Genomic DNA, 16,015 nt, shown 5'->3' on the forward strand with positions numbered 1-16,015 from the left:
GGTTCGAGGAACAGGACCAGGCCTACCGCGACCAGGTACTGCCCCCCACCGTCCGGGCACGCGTGGCCGTCGAGGCCGGCATCGCCCTGACCTGGTACCGCTACGTCGGCGACGCCGGACGCATCGTCTCCCTCGAACACTTCGGAGCCTCCGCCGACGGCAAGACCCTCTTCCGCACCTACGGCTTCACCCCCGACAACATCGCCGCCAAGGCCCGGGAATCCCTCGCTGACGCACAGCGCTGACGCTGATACACGACACGTAGGAGATGCATTTTCCATGACAGACGCACTGAAGCGCCTCTCCGAGGAAGGCGTCGCGATCTGGCTGGACGACCTGTCGCGCAAGCGGATCACGTCCGGCAACCTCGCCGAGCTGATCGACCAGCAGCACGTCGTGGGCGTCACCACCAACCCGACGATCTTCCAGAAGGCCATCAGCAGCGGCGATGGTTACGAGCAGCAGCTCAAGGACCTCGCCGCCCGCAAGGTCACCGTCGAGGAAGCGGTCCGCATGATCACCACGGCGGACGTCCGGGACGCCGCCGACATCCTGCGACCCGTGTTCGACGCGACCGACGGCCAGGACGGCCGGGTCTCCATCGAGGTCGATCCGCGGCTGGCCCACAACACCAGGGCGACCGTCGCCGAGGCCAAGCAGCTGGCCTGGCTCGTCGACCGCCCCAACACCCTCATCAAGATCCCCGCCACCAAGGCGGGTCTGCCCGCGATCACCGAGGTCATCGGCCTCGGCATCAGCGTCAACGTCACGCTGATCTTCTCCCTTGAGCGCTACCGCGAGGTCATGAACGCCTACCTCGCCGGCCTGGAGAAGGCCAAGGAGCGCGGCCTTGACCTGTCGCTGATCCGTTCCGTCGCCTCGTTCTTCGTCTCCCGCGTGGACACCGAGATCGACAAGCGGATCGACGCCCTGGGCACCCCGGAGGCCAAGGCCGCGCGCGGCAAGGCCGCCGTCGCCAACGCGCGTCTCGCCTACCAGGCGTACGAGGAGGTCTTCTCCTCCGAGCGGTGGAGCGCGCTGGAGAACGCGGGCGCGCACCGGCAGCGTCCGCTGTGGGCGTCGACCGGCGTGAAGGACCCGGCGTACAAGCCCACCCTGTACGTCGACGACCTGGTGGCGCCGAACACGGTGAACACCATGCCGGAGGCCACCCTGCGGGCCACCGAGGAGCACGGCGAGATCACCGGCAACACCGTCGCCGGCACGTACGAGCAGGCCCGCGCGGACCTCGACGCCGTCGAGAAGCTCGGGATCCCGTACGACGACGTGGTCCGGGTCCTGGAGGACGAGGGCGTCGAGAAGTTCGAGGCGTCCTGGAACGACCTGCTGAAGTCGACCGAGGCGGTGCTCGACCGTCTCGCCCCCTCGGAGGGCTGACATCTTGTCCCCGTTTTCCGGGTTTTCCGGTTCCGGAGCGAATCCGCTTCGTGACCCCGCGGACCGACGGCTCCCGCGCATCGCGGGGCCGTCGGGCCTGGTCATCTTTGGTGTCACAGGCGATTTGTCACGCAAAAAGCTGATGCCCGCCGTGTACGACCTCGCCAACCGGGGTCTGCTGCCGCCGGGCTTCTCCCTCGTCGGCTTCGCCCGCCGCGAGTGGCAGAACGAGGACTTCGCGCAGGAGGTCCACGACTCCGTCAAGCAGCACGCGCGGACGCCGTTCCGCGAGGAGGTCTGGCAGCAGCTCATCCAGGGGATGCGCTTCGTCCAGGGCACCTTCGACGATGACGACGCGTTCGAGCGGCTGCGCTCCACCATCGAGGAGCTGGACAAGGCACAGGGCACGGGCGGCAACTTCGCCTTCTACCTGTCCGTGCCGCCGGGCGCCTTCCCGGTGGTCATCCAGCAGCTGAAGAAGCACCGCCTGGCCGACCAGACGGGCGGCTCCTGGCGGCGCGCGGTCATCGAGAAGCCGTTCGGCCACGACCTGAAGTCGGCCGAGGAGCTGAACAAGGTCGTGCACGAGGTGTTCGAACCGGATCAGGTGTTCCGGATCGACCACTACCTGGGCAAGGAGACCGTCCAGAACATCCTGGCGCTGCGCTTCGCCAACCAGATGTTCGAGCCGGTCTGGAACCGGTCCTTCGTGGACCATGTGCAGATCACCATGGCCGAGGACATCGGCATCGGCGGCCGGGCGGGCTACTACGACGGGATCGGCGCCGCCCGTGACGTCATCCAGAACCACCTGCTCCAGCTGATGGCGCTCACCGCCATGGAGGAGCCGGCCTCCTTCGACGCGGACGCGCTGGCCGCGGAGAAGACCAAGGTGCTGGGTGCGGTACGGGTGCCGAAGGATCTGGGCCGCCACACCGTCCGCGGGCAGTACGCGGCGGGCTGGCAGGGCGGCGAGAAGGTCATCGGCTACCTCCAGGAGGACGGCATCGACGCCAAGTCGAAGACGGACACCTACGCCGCGATCAAGGTGGGGATCGACAACCGCCGCTGGGCGGGCGTCCCCTTCTATCTGCGCACCGGCAAGCGGCTCGGCCGCCGGGTCACCGAGATCGCGGTGGTCTTCCAGCGGGCACCGCACTCCCCCTTCGACCACACCGCGACCGAGGAACTGGGCCAGAACGCGGTCGTCATCCGTGTCCAGCCCGACGAGGGCATCACGGTCCGGTTCGGCTCGAAGGTGCCGGGCACCTCCATGGAGATCCGGGACGTGTCCATGGACTTCGCCTACGGCGAGTCGTTCACGGAGTCCAGCCCGGAGGCGTACGAACGGCTCATCCTGGACGTGCTGCTCGGCGACGCCAACCTCTTCCCGCGCACGGAGGAGGTCGAGCTGTCCTGGAAGATCCTCGACCCGATCGAGGAGTACTGGGACAAGCACGGCAAGCCCGCGCAGTACCCGTCGGGCACGTGGGGTCCCGCGGAGGCCGACGAGATGCTCGCACGAGACGGACGGAGCTGGCGCCGGCCATGAAGATAGACCTCACGGACACCACGGCCGGCAAGGTCAACAAGGCGTTGGTGCAGGGCCGCCGCGCGATCGGCACGCCCGCCGTGGGCATGGTGCTGACCCTGGTCATCGTCACCGACGAGGAGAACGCCTATGACGCGTTGAAGGCCGCCGGTGACGCCTCGCACGAGCACCCCTCGCGCACCCTGGTCGTCATCAGGCGCGTCTCCCGCTCCCCGCGCGACCGCACCACCTCGCGGCTGGACGCCGAGGTGCGGGTGGGCGCGGACGCCGGCACCGGCGAGACGGTGGTGCTGCGGCTGTACGGCGAGGTCGTCGACCACGCCGACTCCGTGGTGCTGCCGCTGCTGCTGCCGGACGCCCCGGTCGTCGTCTGGTGGCCGGTGAACGCGCCGCTCGATCCCGCCAAGGACCCGCTGGGCGCCCTCGCGCAGCGCCGGGTCACCGACACCTACGCGTCCGAGCAGCCGGTGCGGGAGCTGTCCGCCCGCGCGAACACCTACACGCCCGGCGACACCGACCTGTCCTGGACCCGGATCACGCCCTGGCGCTCGATGCTGGCCGCGGCGATGGACCAGGTGGACTGCGAGGTCAAGGGCGTCGAGGTGGAGGGCGAGGAGTTCAACCCGAGTTGTGAGCTGCTGGCGATGTGGCTCGCGGACCGGCTGGACGTCCCCGTCAGGCGGTCGCTGTCGTCCGGACCCGGTCTGACCGCGGTCCGGCTGGACACCGACTGCGGCCCGATCGCCCTGGACCGCGCGGACGGCTCGCTGGCCACGCTGTCCATCCAGGGGCAGCCGGACCGGGCGGTGGCGCTCAAGCGGCGCGAGACGTCCGAGCTGATCGCCGAGGAGTTGCGCCGGCTCGACCCGGACGACACCTACGCGTCGGCGCTGCGCTACGGCGTGGGGCGGCTGATCGGCTCACCCGCCGCGGGCTCACCGGCCGCGCAGGCCGAGTCCGTCACGGCGGGCGCCGCGGCGGCCGAGGCCGCGCCCGCCCCCGCGAAGAAGGCGGCCAAGAAGGCCCCGGCGAAGAAGGCGACGGCGAAGTGAGCACCCCGCAGCTGGTCGTGCACCGCGACAAGGAGCTGATGGCCCAGGCCGCGGCGGCCCGCCTGATCACCAAGATCGTGGACGCGCAGACCTCGCGCGGCTCCGCGTCCGTGGTGCTGACCGGCGGCCGCAACGGCAACGGCCTGCTGGCCGCGCTGGCGGCGGCGCCCGCCCGGGACGCCGTCGACTGGGCCCGGCTCGACGTGTGGTGGGGCGACGAGCGGTTCCTGCCCGAGGGCGACCCGGAACGCAATGTCACCCAGGCCCGCGCGGCGCTGCTGGACGCCGTGCCGCTGGATTCCGAGCGCGTGCACCCCATGCCCGCGTCGGACGGCCGGTACGGCAGCGACGTGGACGCGGCGGCGGACGCGTACGCGGCGGAGCTGGCCCGGGCCGCGGGCCCCGAGAACCACGGGGCCGTGCCCACCTTCGACGTGCTGATGCTGGGCGTCGGCCCGGACACCCATGTGGCCTCGCTGTTCCCGGAGCTGCCTGCGGTGCGGGAGACCGAGCGCACGGTGGTCGGCGTGCACGGCGCGCCCAAGCCGCCGCCGATCCGGGTCTCCTTGACGCTCCCGGCGATCCGGGCGGCCCGCGAGGTGTGGCTGCTCGCGGCCGGCGAGGACAAGGCCCAGGCCGCGCAGATCGCGCTGTCCGGCGCGGGCGAGATCCAGGCCCCGGCGGCAGGCGCGTACGGCAGGCAGCGCACCCTGTGGCTGCTGGACGCGGCGGCGGCCTCCGGGCTGCCGCGTTCGCTGTACCCGCCGGCCTCGGCGTGAGACGACGGGCGGCGGGGCCGGTGCCCCGCCGCCCGGGTCATTTCACGGACCCCGCCATCACGCCCTGCACGAAGTGCCGCTGGAAGGCGAAGAACACCGCCACGGGCACGATCAGGGACAGGAAGGCGCCGGGCGCGAGCACATCGATGTTGCTGCCGAACTGCCGTATCTGGGACTGGAGTTCCACGGTCAGTGGCTGTGCGGAGGTGTCCGCGAACAGCAGGGCGACCAGCATGTCGTTCCACACCCACAGGAACTGGAAGATGGCGAGGCTCGCGAGGGCGGGCCGGCCGACGGGCAGCACGAGCCGGGTGAAGATCCGCCATTCGTTGCCGCCGTCCATCCGCGCCGCCTCCAGCATCTCCTTCGGCATCTCGGCGAAGTAGTTGCGCAGCAGGAACACCGCGAACGGCAGTCCGTAGGCGACGTGGAACAGCACCACGCCGGGGATGGTGCCGAACAGCCCGAGCTGACCGAAGAGTTTGGCCACCGGCAGCAGACCGATCTGCACCGGCACCACCAGCAGGGCCACCACCAGCAGGAACAGCGGTTCACGGGCCGGGAAGTCCAGCCAGGCGAAGGCGTATCCGGCGAGGGCGGCGATGACGACCACGAGCACGGTCGTCGGCACCGAGATCAGCACGGTGTTCCAGAACGCCTGGGTGATCCCGGCGTTCTTCAGCAGCGCCGAGTAGTTGTCGAAGGACAGCTGCCCGGGGGCGGCCAGCGCCGTCCACCAGCCGCCCTTTACGGTGTCCTGGGCCGATCTGAGCGAGGACAGGAACAGTCCCGCGAGCGGAGTCAGCCAGATCAGGCCGATCACCACCAGGAACGCCTGGACCAGCCCGTTGCCCAGGCCGCGCCTGACCGCGTTCATCGCTGACTCCTTCGGAAGCGGCGGACGTTGAAGGCCATCGCGGGGATCACCAGGAGCAGGAGCAGCACCCCGAGGGCGCTGCCGAGGCCCTGGTTGTTGCCGCCGCCGAAGGACACCAGCCACATCTGCGTCGCGAGCACGGTCGCGTCCTCCTGCACCGGTCCCGGCGCGATGATGTAGACGAGGTCGAAGACCTTCATCACGTTGATGACGAGGGTGACGAAGACGACGGTGAGCACGGGCGCCAGCAGCGGCACGGTGATCCGCCGGAAGATCTGCCACTCGTTCGCGCCGTCGATCCGCGCGGCCTCCAGCGCGTCCCTGGGCAGCGTGGACAGTCCGGCGCCGATCAGCACCATCGCGAAGCCGGTCCAGATCCACAGGTAGGCGCCGATGATCGCCGGGGTGACCAGCGCGGGACCGAGCCAGGAGACGCCCTGGTAGGGCGGTGCGAAGTTGTCCGCGGGCAGCTTCACGGTGTACGTGCCGGCGGCGAGCCCGCCGAAGCGGAAGGAGCCGTCGGAGGCGGTCGTGGTGCTCGCCACGGTCCGCCCGTCGCGCACCGCCTCGACCGTCATCGCGGGCAGTCCGCTCTCCCGCGGGTCGACCTTGCCCTGGGTGCCTCCGCCGCCGGGTGTGAAGTCCAGGTAGACGACCCCGCGCAGTTCGTCGGGGGCGGCGCCGCGGCCGGCCGCCGGGGCGGCGGGCGTGGCGCCCGCGGGCAGGTCCTTGGGCAGCACGCCGACCATCGGTAGCGTCACCGAGTCGCCCGGCGCGGCGTTCGTCCGGTACGAGCCGTCGCCGTCCCGGATCAGTCCGTGCCCCTCGCGGGCGCGTGCCGTCGGATACGACGAGGAGCCCTTGACGGCGTCGTGGACGGTGACGACGGCGGCGTTCAGCACGCCCTTGTCGGGGTCCTCGTCGTAGGCGAGCCGGAAGATGATCCCGGCGGCGAGGAAGGACACCGCCATCGGCATGAACAGCAGCAGCTTGAACGCGGTGGCCCAGCGGACCTTCTCCACGAGGACGGCGAGGATCAGGCCGAGCCCGGTCAGCAGCGTCGGGGCGACGACGACCCAGACGGCCGTGTTCCTGATGGCCTTGAGGGTGGCCGGGTCGCGGAACATCTCGGCGTAGTTGTCGCCGCCGACGAAGCGGGTGCCGGAGGCGTCGAAGAAGCTGCGGCCGACGGAGAACAGCACCGGGTAGACGACGAGGGCGCCGAGCAGCAGCAGCGCGGGGAGGACGAAGAGCAGGGCGATGGTCCGGCCCCGCCGCCGGGTGCGGCGCCCGCGCGCCGGGTCTCCGGCGGGCGGGGCCGTCTCCTTCGGTGTGGTCAGGGTGGTCGCGGTCATGGCGGGTCAGCCCCGGTAGGCCTTGGCCGCCGCGGCCTCCAGCCGGGCCGCGGTCGCCTTCGGGTCGGACGGGTCGCGCAGGAAGTCCTGGAGGAGCTTCCACTCGCCGGTGCCCTTGGTGCCGCCGAAGGCCGCGGGTGCCTGGTCGGACATGTCGAAGCGGACCGAGTCGCCGGCGCCGACCAGGGACTCGGCGGTGGCCCGGGTGACGTCGTCGCCGTAGGCGGCGAGGTCGAGCTTCTTGTTCGGGGACAGGAAGCCGCCCGCCTCGGCCCACACGGCCGCGGCCTCCGGGGTGGCCAGGTACTCCAGGAGCTTCATGCCGGCCTTGGCGTTCTTGCCGTCCTTGAGGACGACGGCCGCGTCGCCGCCGCTGACGACGGGCGCCTTGCCGCCGTCGACCGCCGGGAACGGGAAGAAGTCCGCGTCCTCGCCGATGGTCCGCCCGAACTGGTCGTGGGCGACACCGGCGACGAAGTCGCCCTCGTAGACCATCCCGGCCTCGGGCTCGGGTCCGAACACCTTCTCCACGGAGCCGGGGAAGTCGGTGTTGAGGGCTTCCTTCTGACCGCCTGCTATCAGCTGCTTGTCCTTGAAGAGCTTGCCGAGGGTGGTGAGCGCCTTGACGACGCTCGGGTCGGTCCACTTCAGCTCGTGGGCGGCGAGGGCGTCGTACTTGTCGGGACCGGCCTGGGAGAGGTAGACGTTCTCGAACCAGTCGGTGAGCGTCCAGCCGTCCTGTCCGGCGACCGCGAAGGCGGCGAGCCCGGAGTCGGAGACGGTGCGGCCGGCCTTCAGCATCTCGTCGTAGGTGGTGGGCGGTTCGACGCCGGCCTGGGCGAGGGCGTCGGGGCTGTACCAGACCGTCGACTTGTGGGCGGCCTTGAAGTAGAGGCCGTAGAGGGTGTCGTCGACGCTGCCGTAGTCGCGCCACACACGGGCGAAGCCGGCGTCGATGCTCTGCCGGGCGGTCTCGGAGAGCGGTTCGAGCCAGCCCTCCTGCGCGAACTGCTGGAGCACGCCGACCTGCGGGACCATCACCACGTCGGGGGCGTTGCCGCCCTCGATCTTGCTGCCGACGACGGTGGAGACGTTGTCGCCAGTGGGCATGAACCGGGTCTTGGCGCCGGTCTTCTCGGTGAAGGCGTCCAGCACCTTCTGGAAGTTCTTCTGCTCGGTGCCGGACCAGACACCGGCCACGGTGACGGTCTGGCCGCTGAGCGCCTTGTCGCCGCCGCCGGCCGAGACGGGCTCGCCGCCGCCGCAGGCGGTCGCGCCGAGCGTCAGGGCGAGGGCGGTGCAGGAGGTGAGCAGCGTGGTGCGTCGTCGCATCATCGTTGATGTCCCTTCGGGATGGCTGGACGGGGGAAGCGGACGGGCGGGGAGGCGCGGGCCGTGCGCCCGGCTCAGAGGTCGCGCATCCACCAGGCCGCGGTGGAGCCGGGCAGCAGCCCGGCCGGGCAGGGCCCGCTGGACAGCAGGGGCGTGCCGGCGACCGGTGCGGGGGTGGGGGCGGTGGTGAAGTTGACGGCGCAGACCAGGCCGTCGCCGCGGACGAAGGCCAGCACGCCCGGCGGGGACTCCAGCCAGTCGAGCGTGCCCTCGCCCAACTGGGGCAGTGCGGCGCGCAGTTGCAGGCCGTCGCGGTAGAGATGCCAGAAGGAGCGGGTGTCGGCGACGGCCCGGTCGGTGGCGTACTCGGCGAAGTACTCGGGCTGCGGCAGCCACGGCTTGGCGCCCTCGGCGCCGGAGCTGAAGCCGAACGGGGATGCCTGTCCGGACCAGGGCAGCGGCACCCGGCAACCGTCCCGGATGCGGGCACGGCTGCCGGTGCGCCGGAATATGGGGTCGGTGAGCACGTCGTCGGGCAGGTCGACGACCTCGGGCAGGCCGAGTTCCTCGCCCTGGTAGATGTAGGCGGCGCCGGGCAGCGCCAGCATGAGCAGCGCGGCGGCGCGGGCGCGGGCGGCGCCGAGCCCGCTGCCCCCGGTGGCCGGTTCGCCGTAGCGGGTGACGGTGCGGACCTGGTCATGGTTGTTGAGGACCCAGGTGACCGTGGATCCGGTGCCGACGATGTCCTGCATGGCCTCGGAGATGACCTTGCGGAAGGCGTCGGCGTTCCAGGGGGCGCTGAGCAGGTCGAAGAAGAACGCCTGGTGGAGTTCGTCGGGGCGGACGTAGCGGGCGTGTTCGCGGGCGCTGGGCACGGAGACCTCGCCGACGAGCAGCCGTTCGCGGCCGTCGCGTGCCGTGTACTCCTCGCACACCGCGCGCCAGCGCCGCCACACGTCGTGCACCTCGGGCCGGTTCCAGGCGAGCGGGTTGACCGAGTCGCGGGTGCGGGCGTCGGCCTCGGGGTCCGGGGAGTCGGGCAGGTGCGGGTGCTTGTAGAGGCCGGCGGCGACGTCGATGCGGAAGCCGTCGACGCCCCGGTCGAGCCAGAAGCGCAGGGTGCGTTCGAACTCGGCGGCCACCTGAGGGCTGCGCCAGTTCAAGTCGGGCTGCTCGGGGGTGAACATGTGCAGGTACCACTGGCCGGGGCGGCCGTCGGGTGCGGTGACCCGGGTCCAGGCGGGGCCGCCGAACATGGCGTGCCAGTTGTTGGGCGGCTCGGCGCCGTCCGGGCCGCGGCCGTCGGCGAAGTGGAAGCGGGCGCGGGCCGGGTCGCCGGGCGCCGCGGCGAGGGCGGCGCGGAACCACGGGTGCTCGCTGGAGCAGTGGTTGGGGACGATGTCCAGGAGCACCTTGATCCCGAGGCGCCGGGCCGCGGCCATCAGCTGGTCGAACTCGGCGAGGTCGCCGAAGACCGGGTCGACGTCGCAGTAGTCGGCCACGTCGTAGCCGTGGTCGTGCTGCGGGGACGGATAGAAGGGGCTCAGCCATATGCCGTCGACGCCGAGCTTCTTCAGGTACGGCAGCCCGGCCCTGACCCCGGCCAGATCGCCGATGCCGTCGCCGGTGCTGTCCAGGAAGCTGCGGACGTACACCTGGTAGATCACTGCGTCGCGCCACCAGCGGTGGGCCTCGATGTGCTGGGAACTCACCCCGTCGACCTGTCTGTGTGAGTTAACGGTTATGCATGCATGTTAGGTATCCGTTTCACGAGGGTGTCAATGAAGTGGACGGAAGCTACTGCGGAGTTGGGGCTTCATATCTCGACATATCCGCCGACCGAAGTCGCAGATGAGATGCGCGCGTTACCTAACAAGTAACTATCGAGCTGTCGGGCCGTCGAGCTGTCGGGCTATCGGCGGGAGATGGCCGCCAGCTCACGCGCCAGCCGGCGCACCGCGCTCTCGGGCGTCTCCTGGCCCGTCAGCGCGTCGTGCACGACCGCCTGCACCACCAGGCTGACCTGGTCGTAGCGCGGGCTCTTGGGACGCGGCGCCGCCGAGAGCACCGCGGCCCGCAGGGTCGGCAGGTAGGGGAACCGCCGTACGAGGTCGGGGTCTTCGTAGAGCGCGGCGCGCACCGGCGGCAGGGCGCCGCGCGTGAGGACCTGGCGCTGGACGCGCTCCCCGGTGAGATAGGCCATCAGCCGGGCGGCCGAATCCGGGTGCCGGGCATGCGCGTTGACGGCCAGATTCGAGCCGCCGAGGACGCTGGTGCCCGGCCCGTCCGGACCCGGCACCGGTACGGCGCCGATCCTCCCGGCGACCGCGGAGCCCTCGGCCGACGCGCCGACGTACGCGTACGGCCAGTTGCGCAGGAAGAGCAGCCGGCCGTCCTGGAACGCCTGCTTGGACTCCTCCTCCTTGTACGTCAGCGCCCGCTCGGGTATCCAGCCCTCGCGCACCCCGCGCACCAGGAAGCCGATGCCCTCGCGGGCCGCCGCCGAGTCCACGGTGACCCGGGTGCCCTCGTCGCCGAGGATCGTGCCGCCCGCCGAGTAGACGGCCTCGGCCGCGTTGACCGTGAGCCCTTCGTAGGGCAGCAACTGGCCCGCGTAGCCGTCGAGTCCGTACTTCGGCGCGACGGTCCGCGCGATATGCGCCAACTCCTCCCAGGTGCGCGGCGGGGCGATCCCCTCCTTCGCCAGGACGTCCGCGCGGTACAGCAGCAGGCCCGCGTTGGTGATGTAGGGCACCGCGTACAGCCGGCCGTCGTAGGTCGCCGTGTCGACGACCGGCGGCAGGAAGGTCCCCAGCGGGAACCGGTCGCGCGGCAGCGGACGGATCCAGCCGGCCGCGGCGAACTCCGAGGTCCAGTTGACGTCGATGTTCAGCACGTCGAAGCGGCTGCGGTCGCCGCCGCGCAGGTCCGTGGCCATCTGCGCGCGGGTCTCGTCGGCGGAGTCCGGAAGCTCGACGAGGGTGACCCGCTCGGCGGGATGCGCACGGTTCCAGCCTTCCAGCAGCGGGCCCAGATAGCCGGTGAGGTCGCCCGCGGTGGCCAGGGTGAGCGGCCCGCGGTCCGCGCCGCCCTCGTCGGCACGGGCGCCGGAGGCGAGATAACCGGCCAGGACCACGGCGAGCGAAAGGAGGCCCCTACCGGCGGCACGCATCCACCGCATAGGTTCCTCCTTGCACCCCCGGCGCCGCGCACCCTCGCCCGGCGTCAGAGGCCATGTATACCTGTTAGGTATGGGCGATACTAGGGCCTGGAGCACATTACGAGGACAGGAGGACTGCACCAGTGCGCCTGCCCCTCCTGGCCCTCCTGGCACGCGGTCCCGCCCACGGCTACGAGCTGAAGCAGGACCTTGAGCAACTGCTGGGCTCCGCGTACCCTCAGCCGAACGTCGGCCAGATCTATGTGACCCTCGGCCGCCTGGAGAAGCAGGGCCTGATCGAGGGCGAGGAGGTCGAGCAGAGCAGCCGGCCCAACAAGAAGATCTACCATCTCACCGACGCCGGGCGGGAGGCGCTGCGCGCCTGGTTCGCGGAACCCGAGGACGAGCCGCGCGTGCGGGACGAGTTCTTCATGAAGCTGGCCCTCGCCCCGCAGACCGGTCTCGCCGACCAGCTCGCCCTCATCAACAAGCAGCGGCGCCAGTACCTCAACACCATGCGCAGCCTGTCGAGACTGGCCGCCGCCGAGAACCGGGACAACCGAATCGCCCAGCTGCTCATCGAGGGCGCGATGCTGCATCTGCAGGCCGACCTGGACTGGTTGGAGCGGTGCCAGGAGGAACTGGAGGAGCCGGAGTGAGCAACCGCCCCACCGCTCCGGCGCTGTGGACCGAGGGTCTGGTCAAGACCCACCATGGCCGTGGCGCGCCGGCGCACGCCGTGCGCGGCGTCGACCTGTCCGTGGCACGCGGCGAGTTCGTGGCCGTCACCGGCCCCTCGGGCGCCGGCAAGTCGACGCTGCTCCATCTGCTCGGCGGGCTGCAGCGGCCCGACGCGGGCAGCATCCGGCTGGACGGCGAGTGCACCGACTCCTACAGCGAGGCCCGCTGGGCGGTGGAGCGCAGACGGCGCATCGGAATCGTCTTCCAGTTCTTCAACCTGGTCTCCGACCTGTCCGTCGCCGACAACGTCGAACTGCCCGCGCTGCTCGTCGGCGTCCCGCCGAGGCGCGCCCGGGCCGAACGGCGGGAGCTGCTGGACGAACTGGGGCTGACCGGCAAGGAACGCAGCATGCCGGGCGAGCTGTCCGGCGGCGAACAGCAGCGGGTCGCCCTCGCCCGGGCGTTGGTCAACCACCCTCCCCTGCTGCTCGCCGACGAACCCGCGGGCAGCCTCGACAGCAGGGGCACCCGCGAGGTGATGCGGCTGCTGTCCCGTTTCCACGGCCGCGGCCAGACCATCCTGCTGGTCACCCACGACGCCCGGATGGCCAGCGCCGCGGACCGGGTGATCAGCTTCTTCGACGGCCGGATCGCCGACGACGCCGCGCTGGACGCCGCGCCGCCGCGCCGCACCGGGATATCCGGCGTGCTGGAGCTGAGGGACTGAGCCGCGGTGTACGACGACCATCACGGCCCCCGCCCGGGGGCCCGCCGCGGGGCGGGGCGCCCCGTCCCGCGCGGGACGGGGGGCTGAGCCGGTGCGGGCCGCGTTGCGCTGGGCGCACTCCGATCTGCGGACGCACCGCGGCGAGGCACTGTTCCTGGTGCTCGCCACCGCCGGCATCGTCGGCTCGCTGCTGCTGGCCGCCGCCCTGTTCGGCTATGCGACCAACCCCTGGCAGCGGATCTTCACCCAGTCCCGCGGCGCGCACGTGTGGATCCACGCGGCGCAGGACGCGGACACCGCGCGGCTCGCCCGGCTGGACGGCGTCCAGGCCCTCGCCGGCCCCTACGCCACCGAGAAGGTGACCGTCTCCTCCCGCGGCACCCGCGCCTCCGTCGAGTTGCGCGGCACCGCGGAGCAACCGGCCGTGGGCCGCCCGCTGCTCGTCTCCGGCCACTGGCTGCGGCCCGCCGACCCCGACGGCGTGGTCCTGGAGAGCAGGCTCGCCCGGGCCCTGCTGGCCGAGCCCGGCGACGTGCTGACACTGCCCGACACGGCCCGGACCCTCACGGTCGTGGGCGTCGCCGACAGCCCCGAGCCCCGCTACCGTCCGGGCGAGCAACCGGGACTGGTCTGGGCCCCGCCCGCCGCCCTGCGCGACCCCCGCGGCCAGGTCGTCGGGCTGCGCCTCACCGACCCCGGCGACACCGACTACGCGGTGCAGCGGACCGTCACCGTCCTGGGCGCCGGCGCGGTCGGCGAGGTCTCCACCTGGCAGCAGGCGCGGGCCGAGGCGCAGGGCGACAACCGGCTCCTCGGCCAGATCCTCGGGCTGTTCGGGCTCGGCGCGCTGGTCGCGGCCGGGTTCGCGGTGCACGGCGCGATCGGCACCCGGATCCGCGGCCATCTGCGGGACATCTCGGTGCTGAAGGCGATCGGGTTCACCCCCGTCCAGGTGGTGCGGATCTTCCTGCTCCAGCACGTCGCCTACGCCGTCCTCGGCGCGCTGGCCGCCGCCGCGGTCACCGAGGGACTGGGCCGCCGGATCCCGGGGCGGCTCGGCGACGCGGTGGGTGTGTGGCAGGGCCTTCCGGGTCACACCCTGACCCTGCTCGCCGTGCCCGTGGGCGCGGTGCTGCTGATCGGGCTGACCACGTCCCTCGCGGCCTGGCGGGCGGGGCGGGTGCCGCCGGTGCCGGTGCCCCGGCCCGCGGCCCCGGCCGGCGGGCGGCTGACGCGGGCGGGCCGCCTCGCCCTGGGGCTTGGGCTGCCGCCCGCACTGGTCCTCGGCTGTCACACGGCGTGCACCGGCCGCCGTCGCTCGCTGGCCACCGTGGGCCGGCTGGCGCTGCCGCTGCTGCTGATCGTGGTGGCCCTCAGCGCCTGGACCACGATCGACCGGTTCCACCGCGATCCGCAGCGCGCGGGGCTCGCGGCCACCCTCACCGCCCGCACGGACGGCAGCCTGAGCGACCGCGCGGCGCGGGCCCTGCTGGAGTCCGACCCCGAGGTCGCCGCCGCCTATCCGGGAGTCGAGGTCGCCGCCCTGGTCCCCGGCCAGACCGCCACGATCGCCCTGCGCGGCCTGGGCACCCGCCAGGAGCCCTACCCGTACGCGCTCGCCGAGGGCCGTGCCGCGACCGGCCCGGACGAGGCGGTGGCCGGGCAGGGGCTGCTCGATCTGCTGGACGCGCGCGTCGGCGACTGGGTGCGGATGACCGTGGGCGACCGTCCGCAGATCCTGCACATCGTGGGCCGCAGCATCGAACCGGAGAACGCCGGCCGGGTCGTCTCCACCTCGCTGGACACCCTGCGTGAGAACGACCCGCGCCTTGACCCCGGGCTCTACCAGCTGCGGCTGCACCCGGGCGCCGACCCGCACCGGGTGGCCGCCGACCTGGCCCGGGCCGGGCACGGGCACCTGGACGTGCACGCCGTGCCGAACCCGGCCGACGGGCTGTCCCCGCTGCGCGGAGTCGTCGTCGGCGTGGTCGCCGTGCTCGCCCTCATCGGGCTGATCGAACTGCTCACCGCGATCGGCGGGACGGTCCGCGAGCGCGAGCGGGACCTGCCGGCGCTCAAGGCGATCGGCATGTCCCCGCGGCAGATCACCGCGATCACGGTCACGGCGACCGGCTGTACGGCCCTGGCGGCGGTCCTCGTCGGCACGGCGCTGGGGCTGCCCCTGTCGCGCTGGCTGATCGACACCCAGGGCAGTTCCAGCGGGATCGGCGCCGGGATCGCCCAGTCGCCCTCCCCTGTCCTGCTGCTGACCCTGGGCGCGGGCGCGGTACTGGGCTCCGCCGCACTGGCCGCCCTCCCCGCATCCCGCTCACCCCAACGACGCCTTGCGGACACGCTGAACGCAGCGACCTGACCGTGCGGCGGCGCAACACGACGACCCACCGATCGACTCCGCCGACCAAGCACCGTGGCCCAGCCACGGCAGGAGCCGAGCACACCGTGGGCCGACCACGGAATGCCCCAAGCATGGCCGACCGGGGACCGAACGCCACGAGGCCGGAGCCGAGCACGGCCAGGGCCCCCACCATGCCGTGGGCTCACCACACGGTGACCCGAGCACGCCCTCGGCCGACCCCGCGGAGGCCGACCCTGGCCGGGGCCTGACCACGCGGTGAGGCGACCGGGGCCGGGCGTGCCGCAGCCCGACCGTTGCGGGGCGGGGCCGGGCCCACGGATGCGCCGAGCCGACGGGCAGGCCGGGCCGACGGGCAGGCCGGGCCGACGAGCGGGCCGGGCTGGCGGGTGGGCCGGGCCGACGAGCGGGCCGAGCCGACCGGCAGGCCGGTTCGACCGGTGGGCCAGGCCGAGCTGCGGCAGCTGGTCTGCAGCCGCCCCGCGTTCGTCGCCTGACCCGCGCCCGGTGCCGGATCCCCCGCCCGGTGCCAGAGTTGCCCCCGGTGCTGGAGCTGCGCCGCACGTGGTGCCGGTTCGTGGTCAGCTTCGGCCGCGTAGTTCCCGGTACTTGGCGACGAGGGCGGTGGTGGACGGGTCGAGGCCGGGGACGTCGGTGCCGTCGGTGAGTGCGGGTTCGACGCGTTTGGCGAGGACCTTGCCCAGCTCGACGCCCCACTGGTCGAAGGA

At 72.3% G+C, this 16,015-nt stretch carries 14 protein-coding genes; 8 read left to right on the plus strand and 6 right to left on the minus strand.

Translation table 11 applies throughout. The features are described from left to right. The 5 genes from ACIRFL_RS42125 to pgl all read left to right on the plus strand — a co-directional run. Nucleotides 1–245 (plus strand): transketolase-like TK C-terminal-containing protein (locus ACIRFL_RS42125; protein ID WP_404040575.1); only part of this gene is annotated, 245 nt, incomplete at its 5' end. A gap of 34 nt (nt 246–279) precedes the next feature. Further along, nucleotides 280–1,398 carry a transaldolase gene (tal, locus tag ACIRFL_RS42130; RefSeq protein WP_404040578.1) on the plus strand — a complete coding sequence of 373 codons (1,119 nt, stop codon included), beginning with the start codon at nt 280–282 and terminating at the stop codon, nt 1,396–1,398. A gap of 4 nt (nt 1,399–1,402) precedes the next feature. Next, nucleotides 1,403–2,950, plus strand: coding sequence for a glucose-6-phosphate dehydrogenase (zwf, locus tag ACIRFL_RS42135; protein WP_404040581.1), 1,548 nt, complete (start codon nt 1,403–1,405; stop codon nt 2,948–2,950). Next, nucleotides 2,947–4,002: a glucose-6-phosphate dehydrogenase assembly protein OpcA gene (opcA, locus tag ACIRFL_RS42140; protein ID WP_404040584.1), complete on the plus strand. Its 1,056-nt coding sequence runs from the start codon at nt 2,947–2,949 to the stop codon at nt 4,000–4,002. The genes zwf and opcA overlap by 4 nt, the downstream gene beginning before the upstream one ends. Next, nucleotides 3,999–4,781: a 6-phosphogluconolactonase gene (pgl, locus tag ACIRFL_RS42145; RefSeq protein WP_404040587.1), complete on the plus strand. Its 783-nt coding sequence runs from the start codon at nt 3,999–4,001 to the stop codon at nt 4,779–4,781. Before opcA ends, pgl begins: the two co-directional genes overlap by 4 nt. A 37-nt stretch (nt 4,782–4,818) precedes the next feature. On the opposite strand, the gene ACIRFL_RS42150 is transcribed toward pgl, so the two are convergent. The 5 genes from ACIRFL_RS42150 to ACIRFL_RS42170 form a co-directional block, all read right to left on the minus strand. After that, on the minus strand, nt 4,819–5,658 hold the full coding sequence (locus ACIRFL_RS42150) for a carbohydrate ABC transporter permease (protein WP_404040590.1): 840 nt from the start codon (nt 5,656–5,658) through the stop codon (nt 4,819–4,821). Further along, a complete protein-coding gene (locus ACIRFL_RS42155; protein ID WP_404040593.1) occupies nt 5,655–7,013 on the minus strand; it encodes an ABC transporter permease subunit in 1,359 nt (452 codons plus the stop codon). The genes ACIRFL_RS42150 and ACIRFL_RS42155 overlap by 4 nt, the downstream gene beginning before the upstream one ends. Nucleotides 7,014–7,019: 6 nt before the next feature. Further along, nucleotides 7,020–8,348 carry an ABC transporter substrate-binding protein gene (locus ACIRFL_RS42160; protein ID WP_404040596.1) on the minus strand — a complete coding sequence of 443 codons (1,329 nt, stop codon included), beginning with the start codon at nt 8,346–8,348 and terminating at the stop codon, nt 7,020–7,022. Nucleotides 8,349–8,419: 71 nt separating this feature from the next. After that, a complete protein-coding gene (locus tag ACIRFL_RS42165; protein WP_404040598.1) occupies nt 8,420–10,057 on the minus strand; it encodes a glycoside hydrolase family 13 protein in 1,638 nt (545 codons plus the stop codon). Between the two features lie 200 nt (nt 10,058–10,257). Then, entirely contained in the window at nt 10,258–11,526 is a 1,269-nt protein-coding gene (locus tag ACIRFL_RS42170) for an ABC transporter substrate-binding protein (protein ID WP_404040601.1), read from the minus strand. 122 nt (nt 11,527–11,648) lie between these two features. Between ACIRFL_RS42170 and ACIRFL_RS42175 the strand changes: the two genes are divergently transcribed. The 3 genes from ACIRFL_RS42175 to ACIRFL_RS42185 all read left to right on the plus strand — a co-directional run bounded on the left by ACIRFL_RS42175 (nt 11,649) and on the right by ACIRFL_RS42185 (nt 15,287). Beyond that, nucleotides 11,649–12,164, plus strand: coding sequence for a PadR family transcriptional regulator (locus ACIRFL_RS42175; protein ID WP_404040603.1), 516 nt, complete (start codon nt 11,649–11,651; stop codon nt 12,162–12,164). Next, nucleotides 12,161–12,913, plus strand: coding sequence for an ABC transporter ATP-binding protein (locus ACIRFL_RS42180; protein WP_404040606.1), 753 nt, complete (start codon nt 12,161–12,163; stop codon nt 12,911–12,913). Before ACIRFL_RS42175 ends, ACIRFL_RS42180 begins: the two co-directional genes overlap by 4 nt. Before the next feature lie 91 nt (nt 12,914–13,004). Further along, entirely contained in the window at nt 13,005–15,287 is a 2,283-nt protein-coding gene (locus ACIRFL_RS42185) for an ABC transporter permease (RefSeq protein WP_404040609.1), read from the plus strand. Nucleotides 15,288–15,868: 581 nt separating this feature from the next. Here ACIRFL_RS42185 and ACIRFL_RS42190 read toward each other — a convergent pair. Continuing rightward, the coding region (locus ACIRFL_RS42190) for a hypothetical protein (protein ID WP_404040612.1) at nt 15,869–16,015 on the minus strand (147 nt) is incomplete at its 5' end.

Origin of the sequence: Streptomyces sp. NPDC102462, assembly GCF_044765425.1 — a bacterium.
Classification (GTDB): domain Bacteria; phylum Actinomycetota; class Actinomycetes; order Streptomycetales; family Streptomycetaceae; genus Streptomyces.